The organism is Paenibacillus apiarius (assembly GCF_017052585.1).
In the GTDB taxonomy this organism is placed as follows: Bacteria; Bacillota; Bacilli; order Paenibacillales; family Paenibacillaceae; genus Paenibacillus_B; species Paenibacillus_B apiarius.
In genome coordinates this window covers 4,814,941-4,835,778 of sequence record NZ_JAFFHZ010000001.1, presented here as the reverse complement: position 1 = coordinate 4,835,778, position 20,838 = coordinate 4,814,941, and the positions used below count along the sequence as shown (strand labels likewise).

Genomic DNA, 20,838 nt, shown 5'->3' with positions numbered 1-20,838 from the left:
CTCATCCTATTAACAATTTTTTAATTTTTGAAACGTATCGGCGAGATGCATATGTTTTAATGTCACCCCTTAACAGGATCCCAATTGTCCCGGTAATACTTATGTCCATATTGATAATCATTTTAATATTAATGATTTCCGAATTTGAAATACGGACAAATAATTGACTGTTCAGTTTTTCTTCCAGCTCATATAATCTTGAACGAACCGTATACGTACCATGAGCGGTCTGAACAAAAACCTTTTTCCTCTCCGTATAAATTCTGACGATTTTTCTGCTTTCCACGATGTTAACGCCTCTTTCCGAAAACACCGCTAATGAATCGGTAAAGGATTCTGAAAGCAGCTTCACGATATCAGTTATTTCATCCGTCATTTTGTCGGTTAGGATGATAATTTTCGGTTCTTTGCAAGCTGGATCAATCGATACTTCAAATTTCACGGCGCTTCATTCCTTTCATCCGTATTCACTATAAAAACCAAGAGGCTTATTGTAAATGGAATTTGGATACTCGGTCATTTTCGAACGATAACTGGTCATATGGCAATGAAGGTAGGCCACATTTTCCAACGCACAAAAAAAAAGCACTCGAAGGCGGGCTTCGGTGTGCTGATTCAATGCCAAAAATCCCCGCTTTTCGAGTCGAAAGCAGGGGTTAGCACTACACTACATTGCAGACGGCAATCCACCTCAAAAATGATAGAAGTTGCCAAGTAATACGGCATCTTGCCAGAGGGCTCAAGGGCTTGCGTTATCCTCTGAAGACGGACCAGTGCGTTGGGCGTGCGAGTGAACGCGGCAACTTGGTGTTGATATCTCCCTTCGCCGCGTTGATCTGGGCTTGGGTGAGAAAAATACTTCCGGTGAGGTCGGCGCCCCTGAGGTCAGCATCTCGGAAATCAGCACCGATGAGATCAGCCACTCTAAGATCTGCGCCTCTGAGGTCAGCAGCAATAAGATAGGCCCCTCTCAAATTGGAGCATCTAAGATCGGCACCTCTCAGTTTGGCACCGATAAGGTCGGCACCTCGGCCATAGGTCTTCCGGCGGCCTGAGGGGACATTCTGCGTGCGAAGGGCTTCGGCCCGGACGAGTTCGCTCGTCCGCAGAAGCAGAGCATTGACATCTGCCCGGTGCGCTGCCACGTCCAGATCCATGATGGAGTCGGGATCGAGGTGCGTGAGGCGCTCCGTCTCGTCGAGCGCCAAGCGGAGCTCACCTTGGATCGGACGGGCAGGTTGCAACGTTAGCGCTTCGGTCAGATACCAGAGGAGCTCATGGAGCTGCCGCATGATCGGGAACACCTCAAACATTTGTTTCGCGGATTCTGGGGCTTGCCGCCAGTCGTGTCCGCCGAAGGTAACTCGGGAAACCTTTTGCCCTGCGCCGAAGCAGTCATAAACCGTGCAGCCTCGAAAGCCCAGCTGCCTGAGGCTGGTATGAACGCCGCAACGGAAGTCCGATTGCAGGTTTTGGCAGGGCTTTCCGGCATCTTTGTCAGTCGCGAAGTCTGCCGAAGCAGCGAAGGGCAGCGCGACACAGCACAAGCCGAAGCAGTGCTCGCAGTCAGCTTGCAGAGTGAGGCGATTACTACCGGGGTAAGGTTCTGAATATTCGTGATTCTCAGACATTGCGCAGTCTCCTTCCGCTTCATCGTGTTTCTATATTTGCAGAGTCTAATCTAAAGACAGGGCTGTGGCAGCATAATAGGTGTTTTCCCTATAGAAATGATGTGTTATATGTTATTACTGAATATTCACTCCGTCAATCCCTGTTCAAGTTGATTGGCATAGAAAAAAGCCGATTTCCCTACAAAGGGGAATGTCGGCTTGGGCGGCGACCGATGACGTAACCTTGCCCTGATCGAGCTGTACTTTGGCGCATTGAAGGGGAAAGCTGGTCCGGGTGACAGTCCCAGACCAACCGGGCATCCTGCTCCTGAAGCATAATTAGTGAGTGAGCTGCTGGAGCCTATCGATCCGGAACAAGAGTAACGGAGCAAAATCGAACAATGCGTAACTCCCATCATACTCGCCCACTCGCTTTGCGATGCTTCAGGGCAGATCGCATCACCTCGGCCAACCGTTTCAACGACTCGTCGTGCTTTCCGCTTTGTTGTGGCTCTTTTATTGAGTTGGACGTTCCGGCAGCGCGAATGAGCAGCACCGGTTCCTGAACGAACAATGCCACCTTAGCCGCTGCCGCCAAACCTGCTGCAAATACTTACAAATAGTCAAGGCTATTGAAAATCAAAAGCAGTCCAACGATACACATGACCCACGAAAGCGCCGAACCCGAATGCTTGGCGATTTTAAGCCGAAGGCTTTCCAATGGTCTTTGCATCGCGTGACCAAACAGCACGTGCAGCACGTACACAATCAATGGCGGCAGCACCATTACGACATTATAAGCCGCCAACAGAGGAAACCACTGGTACAGCGCTAAATCAGAAGTCGTCATAAGGCCGATTGCCGCAAAATAGGGGAAGGCTGTACCCACTTCAATGATTGATGTTGTGAATCCCAATGCCACCATCGCTGCTTTACTTTTTGACCGGGGTCTGGGCAATTCCGATTTTTCACTTTGGGGAACGTAGAAGCTCGCGATAAACAAACCCCCCCAATAATGAGCATGACCCAACTTACTATACGATTTTGAAAAACTGTGGAGAACGCCTCTAAAATTACACCAAGTCCCAATTTGAGCGCTACGCCAACTAAAAAGTAAAATCCGGCGACTGTCAATAAATAAATCATTAGTCGGGAACTCAGTCGTTCTTTCTCAGTTAATAGCAAATAGGCCGTTACCCCCAGCGTAGCTGGACTGAGGGTATCCATCAGGGCTAACCCGCCAATCATCAGCAGTAACTCATTGCTCACGATTTTCCTCCTTGCTTGGTGGAACTGTCCGGAACGGTGGACATAAAAATCTCATATGCACGCTCCATAAAATCAAGAACTTCCTTTTTGATAGGATAAAGCCCCAGTTTCTCGGACGCCGCGGGCGATTTCCTCAAATCCCATAATTTATTAATAAACTCGTCCTCATCTTTAAATTCTTCCCTTTGCTTTTCCAGCATGCGCCTTATAATATTTTGCACACGTGGTGACGAAGGTTCCTTATTCGCATAACATTTGGTAATTTGACCAATCAGAGCAATCCATTCCATCGATTCGGGATGTTCATCATTCATGTTCGGCAATCTTGTCCAAAGCTCAAGCTCCATGTCATTGAACATGCTGTCCCTGAACAACTTCAGCCTCTTTTCATCCTGATTGGACAACTGAATAAGCTTTTGAATTGCCAGTTCTTCATCGCCGCCTTCTACTGCAAGGCCATTTAATAACCCGCGCAGAGATAGCTCGATTTCCTTTAATCTTGCTTGCTCCTCCAATATAAAAGTCAGTTGATTTTTCAACCCCCTTGACCAATTCCATTTGGGGTCAGTGAGCATATCCTTGATATCTTGCAATCCATACCCCATGCCCTTTAAAAATTGAATTTGCTGAAGCTTCTTGAGGTCATCTTCAGAATATAGCCGGTGCCCGCCCTCTGTTTTGGAAGAAGAGGCCAACAACCCGATTTGATCGTAATACCGAAGTGTTCTGACCGTAATGTTGGTCTGCTTCGCAACTTTTTTTATGTGAATCATTTTTGAATACCTCCAACGACACCACGTTATTCCTTATATAATGCATACTTAATCAAATAGCCTGCCCCAAGACCTACCAATACCGCGGGAAACGTATGGTTAATCATAAGTCCAATCCCCGCCCCCACAATCACACATCCATATATAATGATATCTCCTTTCTTCACAGCCATCCTCCCCTTTGTGCAATTATTTCCCTCCTGAATAAGGGGGATCTTCACCAAACTTGATTATACAAAATGACGCCGCGTCATTTTCAAGCTTTTTTTATTACTTGCTGCGCTTTTTGTTCATGAAACTTGAAAGTGACGTTGCGTAATCTTATATACTAATTCTTATAACGAAACTGAGGTGATGGAGTGAAGAAGTTTTACGGCTGCCTATTGTTGATCTGCATATTTTCTATTAGCGCGTGCGGTCACAATGAGATCGAAGATTTGCAAATGATGTCGCTGTACGGCATAGATACAATCCATATTGATCATGGAAGCACAACGGTGCATGTAAGTACAGCTGATGTCGCTGAGCTTGAAGCCTCCTTGCTGATGTACGACAATGGACCGGGGGTCCTATTCGATAAAGGAAGGCGCAATCTTAAAATCCGCTTGAAGAGCGATGTACGTCGCGTGTTGAATATCGGGCAAATGCCTGAGCTTTTCATTCGCGTACCAATAGGTTATGAGGGCAAAATAATTGTTGACGGCTCTTCCGGACATGTCAATATTAATGATTTACATGCAGAGGAGCTTGACATCAGAGGAAAAAGCGGGAATATATCGCTGGATTATACAGAAATAACGAATGAAATCAAAGTTTCTGTAAAAAGCGGCAATGTGCTTTTAAAACTGGAAAACACAGATTCCAACGTTCAATGGCTTCTTCAGACTGGCAGCGGGAGACGATCCGTTGCTATTCCATTGGAAAATCGTCAGCAAACCAGTCGAAAAACAGAGGGCCGGACAGGGGATGGTTCATTTAATTTACAGATTAAGACGGCATCCGGGAATATAACGGTTAAATAACGGGTGAATAACGTGCAAATCTTGTAATACCGCTCTTTGGAAACGAAGCGGCAAACGGTGCCTTTTCGTGCATGTTGCCGCCTCGTCAATCCTGGCCTTCCAGACGTAAGAAAAAACGCCAAGCCGGACATGATCGAGGGCTTAGCGTATATTTCCGTTAAAATGTTGGCGGGCCCCTAGATCTAGCAGCGGGCGTTTCTCTCCTGCGTGAAGGATGGTGCGACAAAACAGATCCTTGTCGAATGTGTCTCCTCTACGCTGGAATTATCTCATGTCGAACGAAATTTTGAGCGACTACTGGAACGGCTTGATGGCAACATACATCCTGAAGCCATCATTCACTCCGATCAGGACATGCATTATACCCATCCCAAAGTAAGGCGCCGGATTACTAATGGCTTTATGCAATCCATGTCACGCAGGGGTACTTGTTGGGACAATGCATCCATGGAATCGTTCTTCGGCCATATGAAGGATGAAGTTAACTTCAGCGATTGTCAGTCACTTGATGAGGGCGCAGTTCAACACTTAGTATTGGCTGCTTTGATACTCAGCATATTAGTCATATTGTACAATTGAAAATTAATTATTGACTCCCAGCGCACGAAAATCCCAGCATGCCGCCACATCTTGGCGTAGCCCCCCGGATCAACCAAATACGACCCGTTGCGCCCCCATCCCGCTTGTACGGGTCTGGCTTTTCAGGCTGCAACGGATCGTCCCATTTTTGTCGGAGATAGCCGAGCACGAACTGCCCTGTCAAGCGTGCTGGATAATCCGAATCAGATCATATTTTTTCAACAAACGTTCGAGCTCCGCCTTCTTCTCCTGCGACAGCGAGCGCGCCGGGGGCAACACATCGGTCGGAATATCCACTCCAGTGGCACGGACCGCTTCCTTAAGCACATTGAAGAACGGCGTGTCCACCGCATACACCTCGGTAACGACGCGGAACAGCTTCCGCTGCAGCTCCTGGACCATCGCAAAATCGCTGCGCCGGTAAGCGTCATACAGCCCGCACGTCAGATGCGGCGCGAAGTTGGCGCTCGCCGGAACAACTCCGTCCCCGCCGGCAATGAGCGTCTCCAACAAATGATGATCATAACCCGCGAACACCTGAAAATCCGGACGCACGCTCTTCACCTTCGCGATAGCTTCCAGAATCGGCTCTACGCGGTCGACCGTCTCTTTGATGCCGACGATGTTCGGGTACGTCAAGGCCAGATCCTTGACCAGATCCACCTTCACGTCCTGCCCCGTCAGCGCCGGGAAATTATAGATGTAGATCGGCACACTGACGGCCTCCGCAATATCCGCATAATGGCGGAACAACAGCTCGTCGCTCAGCTTCGCAAAATACGGGTTGATGACAACCACCCCGTCCGCCCCGATGGCCTCCGCATGCTTGCCGTAATCCACTGCTTCCGCCGTGCTCGTCGAACCGACGCCGATCAGCACCGGCAGGCGCCCATTCACATGCGACACGACGAACTCCGCAACCTCTTGTCTGAGCTCCTTCGAGAGATGGAAGCATTCCCCCGCCGAACCGAGGAAAAACAATCCGTGCACGCCGGAGGCGATCAAATGATCGATCATGCGGCCCATGCCCGGCCGATCCAAAGCTCCGGATGAATTGACTGCCGTAATAACTGGAGGGACGATGCCATGTAACCCGTTGTGTTGCATATCTACTCGCTCCTTTGTCCATGCTGTTCATGATTTTCTATTTGTGAAAACACATACTATCACGAAATGTAAAATGAGATATCGATAACTCATCCTGCCACTTAAAGATATCATTCCTCCCCGGCGTTTACAATCTTCCTTTATGGAGATATTGTAACAAATTGCACAAGTCATGCTGCCTGAACATTTGGGAGAGTGGCCAGAAGCGGCAGCTGATATACATGGATACATCAGGAAGTCAGCATACCTTAAGCTATGACGCGCTCGTCATGGCGGCAGGCAGCATCATATGGGCCGATGTGAACGGCGGCCCCGCTCCTTCCCATAAAAGCTGCATGGACTTCTTTTGTGTCGGTCTCGGGCCTGAGCGGGGAATCGTAATAAGAAGACGGGCAAAAGGATTGGAAAAGGACTATTGATAGTTCTCATTTCTCTATTTGCACTTATTTTTATCATTGGAATCATTTTTTTTATTGGAGTATGGTACTATGAAAATTATATGTACTAGAAAATTTAATGTTAATTCTCCCTAAATTCCTGTCGTTTTGATGCCATGCGCATCACACTTTAGTTTGATTCGAACACGAGTACTATGCCTTCGGAGGAATATACATATTTTGTATCTCCTGTACTCCAGGAACAAACCCGAGATTAAAATAAACAGACTCGGCATCATTGCCTTCCATCATATACAGCCTTAGAATCGCATCGGTTGGGATGAAATCTTCGATGGAACGTTTTTTTCTCCTAGCCGCTGCATCCAACGGCATCTGAACTCATCCGGCCAGAAGCCTGCCCGCGCAAATAAATGAACTTGATCGGGAAGGACCTCAAAAGCTTTTATATATTGAGTTTTATCCGACCATTGCAATAACGTCTTTTCAAGTAATTTCAACACCTCAAATGCATCGTTGAACGGAGGGATAAAAAATAAATGGTATATTCGATTAGGCGCCATCGTAACCCCGCCTATTCTGCAATCTGCTTTATAGATCCAAAAGGAGTGTCTATGCGGAGCATTGTAGCCTTCTTCTCTAAAAAATCCATTATAGTGGCATGTTATAATACACTGAACAATAATTTCCCCATACTTCAGGCTCCCCCCGGTGGATGGAATATTCAGTCGATAAATCATATGAAATCATGTCCTCTGACCAACCGCCATTTAATTGCATATGTTATTCCTCCCTTATTAACAAAAAAAGCCGCAAATGAACAAAGCGTTCATCTGCAGCCTAAATCTCCTGGCTTATCCATCCAAACAGGTACCAAAGTGTTTAAAATAATGGAGCAAAAGCGGGCTTCAAACTTTATTTCATTCGGCGAACGATTGGCCCTTCGCGGCAAGGGCGCGACGGATCTGATCCAGCGCTTTTGGGCCCATGCCATGCAATCCCAGAACCTCTGCCTCGCTGAGCTTCGTGAACTGCTCAAGCCGCACGTATCCAGCCCCGGTGAGTGCCCGTCGTGCCGGCTTGGCTAACCCGGCCGGAAGATCACTTTCCGGTGCATTCTTATTCAACTGCAAGCCACCCAAGACTTCGTCTTTACCTTTTGTCATAAAGATTTCTCCTTTGAAAGTTGATTCCCTCACTTCATGAATTGATTATAATATCTCCAATTGTTTCATGTCACATTTATTGTGATTTCCAATCAATTGCTAAATGGAAAACCCGATTGAAGGAATCCGAGCCTGTTTAATGAACGAATATTTCCCATTAGCGCACTTCAGATGTGATCTCCATCGACGTTTCCCGATGAATCAAACAAGCTGCAAGCAAACCAATGCCGAGCACGAGCGCAAGCAAAAGAAAGGTAATCCCAAAACTGCCTGCCTTCATGAATTGAATGGACAAAATTGGGCCTAAGCTCGTTCCTGCAAACAGGACAAAAGTATACACCGACACCGCTATACCGCGCGATTTCCCGCCCAATTGGCCAACGAGCGCGACCAATGAAGGAACGGCAAGCGCAATCCCCGCTACAAAGATTAAGCTCATTACCACCAGTAGCGGCAGGCTGGATATGAAGCCCAATGAAGAGAGTCCAAGTATAGCCAGAGTCAAGCCGCCCCGCAACACGGATCGTACACCAAACCGATTGGCGAGCCGGCCTGCAAACGGGGAAATCAGCATGCCAAGCACTCCAATCGAACGAACGTATAAAATTTCCTGCTCGCCCAGCCCGAACGTTGGACCGCTCAGATAAGTGCCTAGCACAGAATACATACTTACAAAAGACATTAGCAGCACAAGCGCCACCAGATAACTCAGTACTAGATTTTTCTGGCTAAATACCTTTCCGATGTGCTTGATGGGTTCCCACACGTTGGCATGCGCTTGATGTATTTCTCCCTTCGGCAACAGCCACAGTACTAGAAGCGAAGTAACTGCATACACGGCTGCAAGCAGATGGAAGATAGCGTTCCATCCATATTGCTGACTGATGAGACCGCTGATGACCTGGCCGACAATTCCCGCAACCAGGAATCCAGTGCTGATAAATCCGATGGTGGTTACCCGCTTCTCTGCTGGAAACATCTCTACCGCATAGGCCAAAGCAACCGGAGAAAATGTCGCCGCAGCCGCCCCCTGCAGTCCCCTTAGAACAATAAGCCATGTCAAGCTGTGAACCATTCCGAGCAGCAATGAGATAATGGTTAAGGCGATAAGTCCGATAACTATTACCCTCTTGCGGCCATATTTATCAGACAGCGCGCCATAAATCAGGCATCCCACGGCAAAGCCGAGTGAAAAAATACTGCCTGTCGCCGCAGCGTGTGTAGTGGTAATGCCAAATGTAGTAGCAAAAACGGAAATCAGGGGAATGGTTACGTACAAGCTGCACATGACCGCCATTCCCGACCAGCACAGCACCGCTGTCATCAGTGAGTAGTTTCGGCGCACAGCGGATTGATTGCTCAACTGAGTCATGATAACACCTCTACTTTTCAAGTTTTCAAACGACGATAGTTAGATAATCTAATTATAATGTTAAAAAATTTATCTACCCACGCCCAACCTTCTCTCTAAGCTTTCATTGAGCTTCATTACAATTTTCTTCAGCACCGCTTGCTCCTCCACCTCCAAATCACTGATGAATGACTCGCAAGTTGACCAAAAAGTCGGCAGTATCTGATCGACCAGATTACGGCCTTCTGGCGTAATGCGGACATGAACCATACGACGATTGTTTTCATTCGGCTGACGTTCGATCCAGTTTCGTTTCTCCAGCCAATCGAGCAGAGCCGTTGCCGAAGCGCGCCGGATTCCAAGCCGAGCTGCGATAGATGAAGGGGTAATCACCTCTTTATCTGGATGCAGAATCAGCAGCAGCAACAGATCCAGCTTGCTTTCTGTAATTCCAAAAGAAGACAGGTTCAAATCCATCATATCCTGGATGTTATCGCCAATCCACAGCAGCAGTAACCCCATATGAGCTGATGCTTGATTGGTATCCTCAGAAGCGGTGTTCCTCATAAGCTCCAAGTAAGGAGCAACGCCCAATCTTGGCAATTGCTGTTCACCCGCATGCTCCTTCTCAATCTTCTTTCTCATTTCATCACCTTGTTTATAATTAGATTATCTAACTATAAGCTAATATAATCGATATTTGTTGTTATTGCAACCCTTGTGTTTATTGAACTATTTTTTTTCGTTATTCCTCTCTATCTCCATTTCCACCCTATGAAAAGCGGCCAATAATATCGTACAAGACCCCATTCTCTTATCTTGTAGAAGAATATAATGAACCAACACCTGAACGGTACATCCCATCATTTTTACCCAAGCGTAGAACCATCATTTCTCGAAAGGATGATAGAATGAAACATGATGAAATGCCCGTGAGTAAGATAAGCAAGGGGAATGGAACTATTAAACCGAGGCGAGCTTGCTTGATTGGTCCGTTGAACAATTGCGAGCGCCGCCGCAAGGCATTGCGAATTCGAACAACAGCAGCCCAACGGCAGGAAAGACTCCCTTCCCCCGCTCACCCATGCAATGGTGACGAAAGCAGGTATCCGAATAAAATCGGCTGCTTTACGAAAGGGTTGCCGCATAATGGCCTTGGTGAGGTAGACCTTAATGCGTATCATGCATTCATTGCCGCTCTGAAGACAGGTGAGGATTTTGAATCCATACCGCTCGGCGGGGTTGCAAAGATCGTCAACCCTCAAGCCTCATACGCGTTCGATTTGGTTGGACCTGATAGTCATCATTTAGGGATAGCTTCACCACCGGCTTTCAGCAGTACCTGGGAGGCCGGTGAGATGGCGGAGGTTTACTGGCAGGCGCTGACCCGCGATGTGCCCTTCACAGACTACGATATCCATCCTTTAACCCTGAAGGCTGCTGCGGATCTGACCGCATTTTCCGATTTTCGCGGGCCGGAAGTAAATGGAGCGGTCACCACCGGCACCTTGTTCAGAGGGGATACCCCCGGTGACATAGCGGGACCGTATATCTCTCAGTTCCTATGGAAGGACATTCCTTTCGGAGCGACAACGGTTGTTCAGCGATATCGTACGACTATTGTCGGCGATGACCATATGACGTCCTATGAAGAGTGGCTGCGAATTCAAAACGGCTCCGCTCCGAACGCGCCAAATGTATACGATCCCACTTCCCGTTATATCCGCAGCGGCCGCGATTTAGGAGAATATGTCCATGTGGATTTTTCCTACCAATCGGTTCTTAGCGCTTGTCTAATTCTGCTCAGTTACGGAAAGAACGCATTAGATCCAGCCAATCCCTATTTTAACTCTGCAACCCAGAGCGGTTTCTCCACATTCGGTGCCCCGTATGTGCTAGATTGGGCAGCCCGGACGGCAAGAGCGGTGCTGGATGCCGCTTGGTTTCAGAAGTTCCTCGTTCATCGCCGGCTCCGCCCCGAGGAATTCGGGGGACGTGTGCACAACCAATTGACGGGAGCCGCCAATTACGGCATCAATTCAGAACTGCTCGACTCACAGGCGATTCAAGAGATTTACAACAAGTTTGGAACCTACTTGCTGCCCTCGGCTTATGCGGAAGGATCTCCGATCCATCCGTCTTACCCCGCTGGTCACGCCTGTATAGCCGGGGCTGGAGCTACTGTGCTGAAGGCGTTTTTTAACGAATCGTTCCCTATCCCCCATCCCGTCGCAGCCAGTTCGGATGGACTCTCATTGCTCCCCTGCTTAGATTCTCTGTTAACCATAGGCGGGGAATTAAACAAACTTGCCGCAAATATTGCGCTTGGACGCGATGCTGCTGGTGTCCACTGGCGGTCGGACGGCATCGAGGGGCTAAAGCTAGGCGAAGCAGTCGCGATAGGAATGCTTCAGGATTACAAAAAAACCTATCATGAGAACTTTTGTGGTTTTTCCCTCACCAAGTTTGACGGGACTGCGATTACAATCGGTTAGCCGACAGAAGCCATACGTAATGTCGGTTCAGCCGCCATTACCTCCCGCTGCCGTACCGCTCTGTGCGATACGATTGTCCGCGCTGTCTGTGACGGCAAATTTTGAAAAGTCTGAAAAGGCCATCCTCTTTAGCACAAAAAACGCTTGGACAACTTTCCAAGCGTTTCTGGCGTATATTTATTTTTTAACTTCCAGATTGCATTTTATAGTTCCTCAAAATCATACCATTTGTCTTCGTCATTCGGAACTTGTCATAATAAGGAACTAAGTCATCGTCACAACATAAATCAATCATATATATGTCATCAAGTTCTTTTAGCATCCGATTTACTAATTCCTTGCCTATACCTTTATTTTTGTATTCTGGTAAAACTTCAAGAAATGGAATGTAGGCCGATAGAACTCCATCACTTATCGCTGTAATAAATCCAACTACTTGATTCGTATTATCAGCAATCGCAAGTACCACTTTACTGCTGTTCTTCAACAGTAGTAAGTGAGTTTGTGGACTTGGTGGATTAGGCCAATCCACAAAAAAGCCCTCCAGCATATCAGAAGAAATACCCTCGAGTGAGTTCTTGTATATCATAATATATCAGCTCCTAATATCTATTAACTTATTAGACAGGTGATATATATCAAAAGTAAAGCAACAAAAATATGACCTCCAAGCATTCTAAGGAATCCTATAAGTTATTCTGCTTAACTTTCAAAATCCCTTCTGTTTGTAATTATTTTTAACACTTACATTATTTGCCCAGAAATCCGCCTTCCGATTTTATCACTTGTCCCGTAATCCACTGTGATTCATCGCTTGCCAAGAAGCTAATCGTTCTGGCTGCATCTTCCGGCAATCCGATCCGTCCCATAGGAAACATCGGCAGAAACAGGGCTTTCATCTCTTCATTCATCCAGCCTGAATCGGTTGGCCCTAGATCGAACCCGTTAACAGTAATATGGAGCGGAGCCAAGCGCTTCTTCTACCCGCTCCATAATAAGCGACGGCATTTCCAGGTTGGCGAAATCCGCCTCCATATGACTTGCCCTCACACCCATACTTTCCAATTCCTTGCATAAATGAGCAGGCCAATCCTTTTCCCCGCCATTGCCCTCCATTTCATCAAAAGGATGCCAATGAGTGAAAAATATATCTGCTCCAAAACTTGCAAGGGAACGGCATATTGCTGTACCGATCCCCGCTGATCGGCTTGCGCCCGTAACGATTGCTATTTTGTTTTTCAATGAGAGCATGTATTTTTCCTCCATTCCTGATTAGGAGGATAAGCAGAAAGAGCTCAATAGAGATGCAATTTCCCATAAAACGAAAAACGGATACCTTAGGTATCCGCAACATGGGTTTATGATACACTCATCCCTGCGTACCCTGTAAGGTTAAAGATAAGAACACCAAATAGAATAGTGACATCACTATAATTGGTATTCTATCTACTTGTTAATCCTTACAGAACTGTACACACGATAGGTTATATGCTCCTTCTCAATGCATCTCTGCCTTAATAATAGCAACAATGACCGCTTAAGCCAAAGATTTTCACTGCATTCTTAAAAACAATCCCCGCAATCCACTTCGTATTCCCATGCAATCACACAGACGGCCATTCTTCTTTTCACCTACTCTCCCTCTCGTTCAGAAGGACATCCTCATCAGGCGAGGTTAGGTTTGGCGTACTGCAAATGTGCAGTTGTTTTGGCCACATACCGCCCATTTCAGCGTTTGAACTGCAAATGTGCATTTCAAATCGAGGTAATTACCATTATTTATGTGATCTCACGAAAAAGAACTGCTCAATTGCAGTTCAGTGTGACAAAAGACTTAAAAGGGAACTTTCAAATGTATAATTGCAGTTGGAGAAGCCCCTTCAATCGTTCCCGTTATATGCGCAGCATATATTTTTCTGCGATCTTAGGTCGTTCAACTTTAATCGAAGGGTACCATTTATCGTTTTTATTCCACCTCTTCCGTTGTTCCAAGTTCATGTTGTACCGCCTTTTTAAGGATGTGTTTTCTTGATTAAGTCGTGGTAAATTTAATCGTTCCTATCCCTGCTGCTAACAAATGATTGAACTATCGATCGTCACCCGTTAGCCCAATGAAGATCTCCTTGAATAAATTGTATTCTTTATCCATAATGAAATGGGGGCGCAGAGCACGAGTCACCTTAGATATCCTCTAATCCATGTAAAGGAGTGATGATGTTTGAATACGAACAAACAAATCGAGAAGCATGTGAGAGGTCTATATTTATAATTGAATAACACCTCTCGATGCTTATGGGAGGCAAATGGACATGATGTATTCCAAGAACATGGTTCAGGGACTGGAACTCACGAGTGAAAACTTTTATAAAGCAGCGCATCTTTTTACGGCGTTGCAGCACCATTTATCCATTAAAGGCGTCATTACAGGCAATGTGCTTGGCAGAGTATTTCTGTCTAATGACTGCGCAACAGCCGTGTTGACAAATTCTCAAGGTATTTTTCTGGGAGGCAGTCCAGATAACAACCTCTTTTTCGAAGAAGTGAATAAGTTGCTCACAGAGGAGCTGTTACCCAAATTTGCGTCTGATGGAGAGTTGGACTATGTACTGTATTATCCATCCGATCAGCAGTGGGAAGATGCTCTGGAAGTGGTGATGGAAGATTTATTGCCTATGAGAAGCGGGCGCATGACTTTTACTCACGATTTAAGCAGTATAGCTCCCCCTTGTGATGATAATATTGTCGCGGTCGACAGCGTCTTATTGAAACGTCAAGATTTAGCGGGGATCGATGATGTTATACATGAAATTTTAGAAGGCTGGGCTTCATTGGAAGCTTACGAGGACAAGGGCTTTGGATGTGTTGCCATTCAAGACACGGATGAGGGTCCGGCCATTATAAGCTGGTGCCTTACGGACTGGGTAGTTGAACATGAGTGCGAACTTGGCATTCAAACGGATGAGAGCTATCGCGGATACGGGTGGGCGCGAAAGACAGCATTAGGCGCGCTCTCACTCGCAAAACAGCGGGGCATAACAAGAGTCGGTTGGCAGTGCTGGTCCAATAATAGAGGCTCGCAGAGAACAGCCTTATCTGCCGGTTTCAAGCTGCTTGCGGATTTCCCGGTCCTGTTCGGATGGAACCTTCCCTTGAACAACCTCCTTGTCAACGGAAACCATTATATGCGCGGCGATATGAAGTATGGCGTGGAAAAAGACTACGCCCGCGCAGCATGGTGTTACTCCCAAGCGCTAGATAACGGTTGGGACTGGAATGGAGATGTGGCATTGTATTGGAACGCCGCCTGCTTGTTTTATTTGATCGGTGAGAAAGAACGCGCCTTACACTATTACAAGCAGGCTGTCGGCAAGGGATGGATAGACATCCATCAACCGCATTATCATGAACATGTCTACAGAGAAGAGGACAGCGAACAGATCGCGCGGATTCTTGCGGAATCACTTTAAGAAAGCACCCTGACCGCAAGCTTCTTCCGGTTCATAATCAACATATATCATTCACCTGCCGCCGCATTATGGGCGGCTTTTTCATCTTTTACCTTCTCCCTATTATCTTGCATCCGATTCGTGAGCTTCGTCAGACCTTCCTGAACGTCTATAAAAAAACCATTTATTCCTTTCTTTTAAAATTGTTCACAACTTTTATGTGATTTAGGAAAATATATGCAATGTTATATATGAAGGAGTTGTATCTCATCCTTTAGTCAGTTATAAAGCAAAAAACAATGCAAAGGAGGCGGAGATATGTTCCATATACGATCACCGAGTAAAGACAATGCTTCTCAATTATTCCCCAAATGAGATATGCCCTCGTAATTGTGGACAATAGAAACCAATACAATGTATAAGGAGCTATTCATATGTTTAAAAAATTTGCAAGCTTTTCATTGGCAATCGCAAGTATGGTATTTTTAACTCAAGGAGCCTATGCTGCCGAGAATAACATCCATAGCAATGTTAACACTCAACATCATACTCAAACAGTCAATGATGAAGTGATCATTCAAAGTATCACGTATGTAATAACTGAAGATGGAGTTAGATTCAGAAGCAATCCTTCCTTATCTGGAGCAGTGGTTGGCTTGCTTTATAAGGGTGATATGGTAAACACGGGTCATTCAGAACCTATCTACGCAGACGGCTATGCCTGGAAGAGTGTGTACAGCTACAAGCATAACACTTGGGGCTGGGTCGTAGCCGATTATCTGGCGGAAAGGTAATTCTAATTTCAATCGCAATGGGGTTTACTCATTGCGATTGAATTATCTAAATAGGCGGAACTTATTCAGATATCAAGCTTCACTAGAATAGTTTGAACAATGTTTCTGATTTTTTTATTGACCCGATAAATTCTTGTCGTTATAGCGGTACCCGAAACATCATGTTTATTCGATAGGTTCGAAATTGACATTTTCTTTTTATAATAATCGGTATAAAGCTCGTATTCGTTTGAATTCAAGTTCTTTAATACTTCATTATATAATGCATCCACATCGACAGCATTTTCTAAAAGCTGTTCTAATTCATTATCCTGTGATTCTAATCTATTATTGATGTCATCAGTAATCATAACCTCGTATCTATTTTTGATATACATGGTTCTAAATGAAAGATTGATTAGGTTCCTTGCCGTAGTGTATAGCCACCCTTCAAGATTAGGGTGACTTTTTAATTTTGAGATTTGCTTTCGAGCTTCCAGAAATGTATTTTGCGTACATTCATCGGCGAAATCCATAAGTTCGGGCTGTGATTTTATCATTTTTTTGCAATATCTATATATGTTATCGAAATATTTGTCGCATATTTCATTAAAAAAAATATCATCTCTTTCGTCTCTCTCTCTCACAATTAGATTCACCTCCTCAACATTCGCCTATGCAATTAATTTCAATAAATCCCTATAAATTATAAATATTCCTATAATAAATACTATCATTTTTATTATATAAGTGAAGGTAATAAATAACATTTCATCTTTAAACTGGTGAAACAGGATGGCAACCGGAGATGTGATTGGCGAAGACGAATTCCCCACCGATTTCAATTTCGCTCCCAGATAGTAGTACGGGACTCTGATTTGCTCTTGACATTCATGGTGAAGTCTTTATAATAATAAAGTTTAAACTATATGTGAAATCTGTAACAAGGGGAGCGAATCATGTGGTTTGTATTTGCTTTATTAACAGCTTTAGCTTGGGGAGGTGCTGATCTATTTTATAAAAAAGGAAGTGACAGTCATGATCGGTTCAGCCATATTAAAATCGTCATTATGGTGGGCTTGGTTATGGGGATTCACGCCACGGCCTATATGTTCATCCAGGGAATCAACTTTGATCCCATAGACTTCATTCGCTATTTTCCCGTATCTGCACTTTACATCTTGTCGATGACGATCGGTTATATTGGTTTACGCTATATTGAGCTTTCCATTGCATCTCCCGTGCAGAATTCTTCAGGAGCCGTCACGGCCGTCCTGTTGTTCATTTTTTTCACCCACGACCTGAGCATCATTGAAATATTGGGTGTGAGCATTATTACTTTAGGCGTTATCGGAATTGCTATTTTGGAAAAGAGAGCTGAACGTGAAGCCCTCCAGAATCGTTCAACGCAAATGGATAAAAAATATCAAATCGGTTTTATGGCGATCACATTCCCGATTCTATACTGCTTCATCGACGGGCTCGGAACCTTTGCCGATGCGATTTATTTGGATGAGCTGAGTCTGATCAGTGAAGACGCTGCCCTGCTCGCTTATGAATTCACCTTTTTCATTTGCGCCGTGTTGGCATTTACATACCTCAAGTTTATTAAAAAACAGCAGTTCAACATGTTCAAAGAACGTGTTAAAGGTTATGCCGCCATATTTGAAACAACGGGGCAATTCTTCTATGTGTTCGCCATGTCGAGCAACGCCATTATTGCAGCACCCCTGATTGCTTCCTACAGCATTTTTTCTGTCATCCTGTCCCGAATATTTCTCAAGGAACGGCTGAACAAGAAGCAATATGCAATTATTGTCGTTGTCATTGTTGGCATCGCATTGTTAGGTATTGCTGATGAGCTGTAAAGCTCTTTATTTGAAGGATTGTGTGCCAATAGGAAATAAGGATACAACCTACTTCACAGAACACAAAAAGCCGACCTTACGTGGTCGGCTTCATGGTGGCGTCGGCTGTCCGGGTTACAAGTTCAGTTCAGTTTGTGACCGCAATTCGGGCAGAAGTTAGCCCCTTCGTTTTTCGCGCCGCAGTTCGGGCAGAAGTTAGGCTTTTTATTGGCTTCATGAGGAGAGGGAGCAGCAGGTGCAGGCTCTGTCTCAGCCGAAGGCTTTTGGTTTTGGTTCATATTTTTCATCATTTCATTGGCGATGTTCATCCCCATCATCATGCCCGCCATGTCCGAGGCAGCGCCGCCGCCTTTTACTTTGCCGGATGCAATACCGTCCGTCATGGATACTTGTTGATACTTTTGCAGATTGCCGATCATCTCATGGGAAGCCGTCTTCGTAATCATATCTTGGATTTCTTGAGGGTAATTGAAGCTCATCACTTGAAAGCCCGTAATCGTCATGCCGTTGTCCATCACTTCCATGTCCAGATCTTCTTGAATGCCTTTGGCAATATCGATAGCATTCGCCTGCAGATTAAACAAGTCCTTCCCTTCTCTGCTGATCCACTTCATTAACAACTGATCCAACACGGAAGTAATCCGGATTTTAACATCCTCAACAAGATAACTGTCTTTTACCCCGGCAATCTTATCGATAAGTGTAACGTAATCGTTCACCTTAAAATTGAAAGTGCCGTTGGCCCGAATGGGCATGCCGCCCGGGAGCTGGGGACTCGGAATCAGAATCGGATTCTGCGTCCCCCATCTGACGGTGAACTCCTTCGTGTTGACGAATAACACTTCCACCCGCATTCCGCTGTTAAAGCCAAATTTAAACCCTTTTAACGTAGACAGGAACGGGATAATATCTGAATCAATGCTATACTCCCCGTCGTCCTCGAAAATCCCTTCGATCTTGCCGTTATTTATGAAAATCGCGTCTTGACCGGCGCGGATAACTAATTTGCTTCCTTTTTTAATCTCTCGGTTGCTCCACTTCCAAAAAATCATATCGTCCCTAAACTCTTCCCATTCCACAACATTCGCAAATTGGTTTCTGAAGAACCCCATTCTATATCCATCCCTTCACTTAAAATGAACCTCTGCTGCCGCTATGCGAATGACCGCCTGAGGTGGTTCCACCGCCGCCGCTTGAGCCGCTGCTACTGCTGCTGCTTTCGATCTTCCTGCTTGTTGTACTGGTATGAAGGTAAGTGTCTTCACAATCCAGAAGTCCTGAAGTGCTTGCATCCTCGTAGGTCTGCGCATTTACCGTAATCCGGCCGCCAGCACTTCGAACCATCAAGGTAACGATAATGCCTCCGATGGACAGCGAAATGCCCAATTGAACCCAAATATTAAAGAAGATATTGTCCGGGTTGACCCCTGGGCGGAATCCCATATATTTGTGTGCCGTTTGAATATACTTTTGAAAAGCAAGCTTATAATCTCCATTCGTCAAATCCGGAGTGATCTTATCACGTATCTTATCTAATCTCTCGTCATCGAGATACGTCTTCGCTTTATAGAAGCCGGCTAAATACACTTCTCTATGTGTCATGTCCACCATCAAAATTACGGCATTGCCATGGGGCTTATCATAACCGGGGGCATACTCGTCGTAGAAATCCTGCGTCATTCTCTTAACGTCATAAGCTGCCGGGCTGTTGATCGTAAAAATGATAATGTCCGTTTCTCTTTCGGCTCCATATTGATTAGCCAGAGCGTTCAACTCATTATACTCTTCTATATTGAGCAGTCCCACTGAATCAAAAATCATCAGCTTAGCATCCTGTGCAACCGCTTCGCCCGCAAACCATTCCATAGGAATAGCCAACAACATTGCGAAAAATAACAGGACAGCAAAGATCACTCTCTTCCTTCTCACCAGATTTCACCTCCTAATATCCAAGAGGAAAGCAACTGTATGGCTAAGAAAAAGATAGCAGAAATACTTACAAACCATGCAGCCACTTTCACTTTGCTAATGGGAGGCTTGCCGACCACCTTGCCCGTCTGGCCGTTCATGGCAAACATATGCTCCGATTTATTGTAGTCATAGTGTACCAGCCATACCGGAAGCAGGACATAATCAGCACGTTCTAACTCTGTATCTATATCTACATCGGTATAGTTCACGGTGGTATATCCTTTCACCGTAGAATTAATATAAGAATAAATATATTTATGTATTTTATTTTTAGCCCGAGGTAAAAGCTCCTCATCGTTATAGCTGTATTTTTCGGCAATGTAACCGGCAAGATACGGAGTTTTAAAGCGTTCCAACTGGTTATAATGAAAGGGCTCTAATTTATCCATCAGTGTATCATTCATTTTCTCCGATGCGTCAATCGGTACCTTTACATAATCTAGACAGATTTCCCGGTATATTTCATAATAATCCGTTTGTGTATACTCATAGTCGCCTGACCTATATGTACTCACTTTCGTGCCACGGCCATAAACCTCCACGTCATTATGCAAATCATAGAGCCAGAAAGGCACATACAACCCGGTTATTCCCTTGATTCGATCTGCAGTCATAAACCCCCTCGGTGTCACGAGGCCTCTTCTGCACCATTTTTTGAAGGCTTTCATCGCCTGTTTCTTACTAATCGCAAAAGGAATGATCTTCACCGGAGCCAACTTTCCAGTCAATCGATCCCCAAGAATAACGGCTGAACCGCAGAAACTGCAGCTCGTTGCGCTCGTCTCCGCTTCGGTCATAATGACGGCTCCACAGCTATTGCAATGATACTCCCTGGTTTCATCTTCTTCTGAAAAAACATGTTTCGTTAATGGATCAGGAATTTCCTGAATATTGTCTTTTCTTCCGCAGCTGTGGCAGGATAACATCTCCGTTTCAGCGTCATAAACCATCCCGCTTCCACAGCTTGGACATTTGTACTCGATAACCGGCAACCTGTTCACCCCTATAACAAA

General features: G+C 45.4%; 21 protein-coding genes and 3 pseudogenes. 6 read left to right on the top strand and 18 right to left on the bottom strand.

Annotation, left to right across the window (positions count from 1 at the left end):
* Window position 1 precedes the first annotated feature (1 nt).
* The 6 genes and pseudogenes from JSQ80_RS21645 to JSQ80_RS21620 all read right to left on the bottom strand — a co-directional run bounded on the left by JSQ80_RS21645 (window position 2) and on the right by JSQ80_RS21620 (window position 3,819).
* Window positions 2-442 (bottom strand): LytTR family transcriptional regulator DNA-binding domain-containing protein, encoded by a 441-nt coding sequence (locus JSQ80_RS21645; RefSeq protein WP_206096645.1) that lies wholly within the window; start codon window positions 440-442, stop codon window positions 2-4.
* A gap of 310 nt (window positions 443-752) precedes the next feature.
* Window positions 753-1,631, bottom strand: coding sequence for a pentapeptide repeat-containing protein (locus tag JSQ80_RS21640; RefSeq protein WP_206096644.1), 879 nt, complete (start codon window positions 1,629-1,631; stop codon window positions 753-755).
* 394 nt (window positions 1,632-2,025) lie between these two features.
* The gene (locus JSQ80_RS21635; protein ID WP_206096643.1) at window positions 2,026-2,190 is read right to left on the bottom strand and encodes a hypothetical protein; all 165 of its coding nucleotides are present in this window, start codon (window positions 2,188-2,190) and stop codon (window positions 2,026-2,028) included.
* Between the two features lie 33 nt (window positions 2,191-2,223).
* A pseudogene (locus tag JSQ80_RS21630) lies at window positions 2,224-2,879 on the bottom strand (GAP family protein).
* Window positions 2,876-3,652, bottom strand: coding sequence for a MerR family transcriptional regulator (locus JSQ80_RS21625; RefSeq protein ID WP_206096642.1), 777 nt, complete (start codon window positions 3,650-3,652; stop codon window positions 2,876-2,878). Before JSQ80_RS21625 ends, JSQ80_RS21630 begins: the two are co-directional and overlap by 4 nt.
* A gap of 26 nt (window positions 3,653-3,678) precedes the next feature.
* Complete coding sequence (locus JSQ80_RS21620; RefSeq protein ID WP_176392764.1) at window positions 3,679-3,819, bottom strand: hypothetical protein; 141 nt, start codon at window positions 3,817-3,819, stop codon at window positions 3,679-3,681.
* Window positions 3,820-4,011: 192 nt separating this feature from the next.
* Between JSQ80_RS21620 and JSQ80_RS21615 the strand changes: the two genes are divergently transcribed.
* Window positions 4,012-4,674 carry a DUF4097 family beta strand repeat-containing protein gene (locus JSQ80_RS21615; protein WP_336245797.1) on the top strand — a complete coding sequence of 221 codons (663 nt, stop codon included), beginning with the start codon at window positions 4,012-4,014 and terminating at the stop codon, window positions 4,672-4,674.
* 759 nt (window positions 4,675-5,433) lie between these two features.
* Here JSQ80_RS21615 and JSQ80_RS21605 read toward each other — a convergent pair.
* Window positions 5,434-6,360, bottom strand: a complete 927-nt coding sequence (locus JSQ80_RS21605; RefSeq protein ID WP_206096640.1) for a dihydrodipicolinate synthase family protein — start codon at window positions 6,358-6,360, stop codon at window positions 5,434-5,436.
* A 221-nt stretch (window positions 6,361-6,581) separates the two neighbouring features.
* Here JSQ80_RS21605 and JSQ80_RS21600 point away from each other — a divergent pair, with 221 nt between their 5' ends.
* Entirely contained in the window at window positions 6,582-6,779 is a 198-nt protein-coding gene (locus tag JSQ80_RS21600) for a hypothetical protein (RefSeq protein ID WP_206096639.1), read from the top strand.
* A 171-nt stretch (window positions 6,780-6,950) separates the two neighbouring features.
* Here JSQ80_RS21600 and JSQ80_RS29185 read toward each other — a convergent pair whose 3' ends face one another.
* The 4 genes from JSQ80_RS29185 to JSQ80_RS21580 all read right to left on the bottom strand — a co-directional run bounded on the left by JSQ80_RS29185 (window position 6,951) and on the right by JSQ80_RS21580 (window position 9,917).
* Window positions 6,951-7,130, bottom strand: a complete 180-nt coding sequence (locus JSQ80_RS29185) for a hypothetical protein (protein WP_240463745.1) — start codon at window positions 7,128-7,130, stop codon at window positions 6,951-6,953.
* 545 nt (window positions 7,131-7,675) lie between these two features.
* Window positions 7,676-7,921 carry a helix-hairpin-helix domain-containing protein gene (locus JSQ80_RS21590; RefSeq protein WP_206096638.1) on the bottom strand — a complete coding sequence of 82 codons (246 nt, stop codon included), beginning with the start codon at window positions 7,919-7,921 and terminating at the stop codon, window positions 7,676-7,678.
* Window positions 7,922-8,078: 157 nt separating this feature from the next.
* Window positions 8,079-9,293, bottom strand: coding sequence for an MFS transporter (locus JSQ80_RS21585; RefSeq protein ID WP_206096637.1), 1,215 nt, complete (start codon window positions 9,291-9,293; stop codon window positions 8,079-8,081).
* A gap of 69 nt (window positions 9,294-9,362) precedes the next feature.
* On the bottom strand, window positions 9,363-9,917 hold the full coding sequence (locus JSQ80_RS21580) for a MarR family winged helix-turn-helix transcriptional regulator (RefSeq protein WP_206096636.1): 555 nt from the start codon (window positions 9,915-9,917) through the stop codon (window positions 9,363-9,365).
* Window positions 9,918-10,630: 713 nt separating this feature from the next.
* Here JSQ80_RS21580 and JSQ80_RS21575 point away from each other — a divergent pair.
* Complete coding sequence (locus tag JSQ80_RS21575; RefSeq protein ID WP_240463744.1) at window positions 10,631-11,767, top strand: vanadium-dependent haloperoxidase; 1,137 nt, start codon at window positions 10,631-10,633, stop codon at window positions 11,765-11,767.
* Between the two features lie 184 nt (window positions 11,768-11,951).
* Here the strand turns inward: JSQ80_RS21575 and JSQ80_RS21570 are convergent, their stop codons facing one another.
* From JSQ80_RS21570 to JSQ80_RS30195, 3 genes and pseudogenes are all read right to left on the bottom strand, one after another.
* Window positions 11,952-12,356 carry a GNAT family N-acetyltransferase gene (locus JSQ80_RS21570; RefSeq protein ID WP_206096635.1) on the bottom strand — a complete coding sequence of 135 codons (405 nt, stop codon included), beginning with the start codon at window positions 12,354-12,356 and terminating at the stop codon, window positions 11,952-11,954.
* Between the two features lie 160 nt (window positions 12,357-12,516).
* A pseudogene (locus JSQ80_RS30200) lies at window positions 12,517-12,741 on the bottom strand (SDR family oxidoreductase); the annotation flags it as partial.
* A 157-nt stretch (window positions 12,742-12,898) separates the two neighbouring features.
* Window positions 12,899-13,018, bottom strand: a pseudogene (locus tag JSQ80_RS30195) (SDR family oxidoreductase); the annotation flags it as partial.
* A 1,058-nt stretch (window positions 13,019-14,076) separates the two neighbouring features.
* Between JSQ80_RS30195 and JSQ80_RS21560 the strand changes: the two are divergent.
* On the top strand, window positions 14,077-15,234 hold the full coding sequence (locus JSQ80_RS21560) for a GNAT family N-acetyltransferase (RefSeq protein ID WP_336245796.1): 1,158 nt from the start codon (window positions 14,077-14,079) through the stop codon (window positions 15,232-15,234).
* Window positions 15,235-15,647: 413 nt separating this feature from the next.
* Entirely contained in the window at window positions 15,648-16,007 is a 360-nt protein-coding gene (locus JSQ80_RS21555) for an SH3 domain-containing protein (RefSeq protein ID WP_206096634.1), read from the top strand.
* Between the two features lie 65 nt (window positions 16,008-16,072).
* On the opposite strand, the gene JSQ80_RS21550 is transcribed toward JSQ80_RS21555, so the two are convergent.
* Window positions 16,073-16,633: a sigma-70 family RNA polymerase sigma factor gene (locus tag JSQ80_RS21550; protein WP_206096633.1), complete on the bottom strand. Its 561-nt coding sequence runs from the start codon at window positions 16,631-16,633 to the stop codon at window positions 16,073-16,075.
* Between the two features lie 312 nt (window positions 16,634-16,945).
* On the opposite strand from JSQ80_RS21550, the gene JSQ80_RS21545 reads away from it, so the two are divergent.
* Window positions 16,946-17,854 carry an EamA family transporter gene (locus JSQ80_RS21545; protein ID WP_206096632.1) on the top strand — a complete coding sequence of 303 codons (909 nt, stop codon included), beginning with the start codon at window positions 16,946-16,948 and terminating at the stop codon, window positions 17,852-17,854.
* Window positions 17,855-17,976: 122 nt separating this feature from the next.
* On the opposite strand, the gene JSQ80_RS21540 is transcribed toward JSQ80_RS21545, so the two are convergent.
* Genes JSQ80_RS21540 through JSQ80_RS21530 form a run of 3 tightly spaced genes read right to left on the bottom strand, consistent with a single transcriptional unit; the run spans window position 17,977 to window position 20,817 of the window.
* A complete protein-coding gene (locus JSQ80_RS21540; protein ID WP_206096631.1) occupies window positions 17,977-18,966 on the bottom strand; it encodes an SPFH domain-containing protein in 990 nt (329 codons plus the stop codon).
* Window positions 18,967-18,985: 19 nt separating this feature from the next.
* Window positions 18,986-19,783 carry a TPM domain-containing protein gene (locus JSQ80_RS21535; RefSeq protein WP_206096630.1) on the bottom strand — a complete coding sequence of 266 codons (798 nt, stop codon included), beginning with the start codon at window positions 19,781-19,783 and terminating at the stop codon, window positions 18,986-18,988.
* Complete coding sequence (locus JSQ80_RS21530) at window positions 19,780-20,817, bottom strand: TFIIB-type zinc ribbon-containing protein (RefSeq protein ID WP_206096629.1); 1,038 nt, start codon at window positions 20,815-20,817, stop codon at window positions 19,780-19,782. Before JSQ80_RS21530 ends, JSQ80_RS21535 begins: the two co-directional genes overlap by 4 nt.
* Window positions 20,818-20,838 lie beyond the last annotated feature (21 nt).

Bases quoted from the DNA above. Each gene is read 5' to 3' on its own strand.
- JSQ80_RS21625 (WP_206096642.1), bottom strand. From the start codon at position 3,652: ATGATTCACATAAAAAAAGTTGCGAAGCAGACCAACATTACGGTCAGA.
- JSQ80_RS21600 (WP_206096639.1), top strand. From the start codon at position 6,582: ATGGATACATCAGGAAGTCAGCATACCTTAAGCTATGACGCGCTCGTC.
- JSQ80_RS21575 (WP_240463744.1), top strand. From the start codon at position 10,631: ATGGCGGAGGTTTACTGGCAGGCGCTGACCCGCGATGTGCCCTTCACA.
- JSQ80_RS29185 (WP_240463745.1), bottom strand. From the start codon at position 7,130: ATGCCGTTGGATGCAGCGGCTAGGAGAAAAAAACGTTCCATCGAAGAT.
- JSQ80_RS21580 (WP_206096636.1), bottom strand. From the start codon at position 9,917: ATGAGAAAGAAGATTGAGAAGGAGCATGCGGGTGAACAGCAATTGCCA.
- JSQ80_RS21640 (WP_206096644.1), bottom strand. From the start codon at position 1,631: ATGTCTGAGAATCACGAATATTCAGAACCTTACCCCGGTAGTAATCGC.
- JSQ80_RS21560 (WP_336245796.1), top strand. From the start codon at position 14,077: ATGATGTATTCCAAGAACATGGTTCAGGGACTGGAACTCACGAGTGAA.
- JSQ80_RS21540 (WP_206096631.1), bottom strand. From the start codon at position 18,966: ATGGGGTTCTTCAGAAACCAATTTGCGAATGTTGTGGAATGGGAAGAG.
- JSQ80_RS21545 (WP_206096632.1), top strand. From the start codon at position 16,946: ATGTGGTTTGTATTTGCTTTATTAACAGCTTTAGCTTGGGGAGGTGCT.
- JSQ80_RS21555 (WP_206096634.1), top strand. From the start codon at position 15,648: ATGTTTAAAAAATTTGCAAGCTTTTCATTGGCAATCGCAAGTATGGTA.
- JSQ80_RS21590 (WP_206096638.1), bottom strand. From the start codon at position 7,921: ATGACAAAAGGTAAAGACGAAGTCTTGGGTGGCTTGCAGTTGAATAAG.
- JSQ80_RS21605 (WP_206096640.1), bottom strand. From the start codon at position 6,360: ATGCAACACAACGGGTTACATGGCATCGTCCCTCCAGTTATTACGGCA.
- JSQ80_RS21570 (WP_206096635.1), bottom strand. From the start codon at position 12,356: ATGATATACAAGAACTCACTCGAGGGTATTTCTTCTGATATGCTGGAG.
- JSQ80_RS21585 (WP_206096637.1), bottom strand. From the start codon at position 9,293: ATGACTCAGTTGAGCAATCAATCCGCTGTGCGCCGAAACTACTCACTG.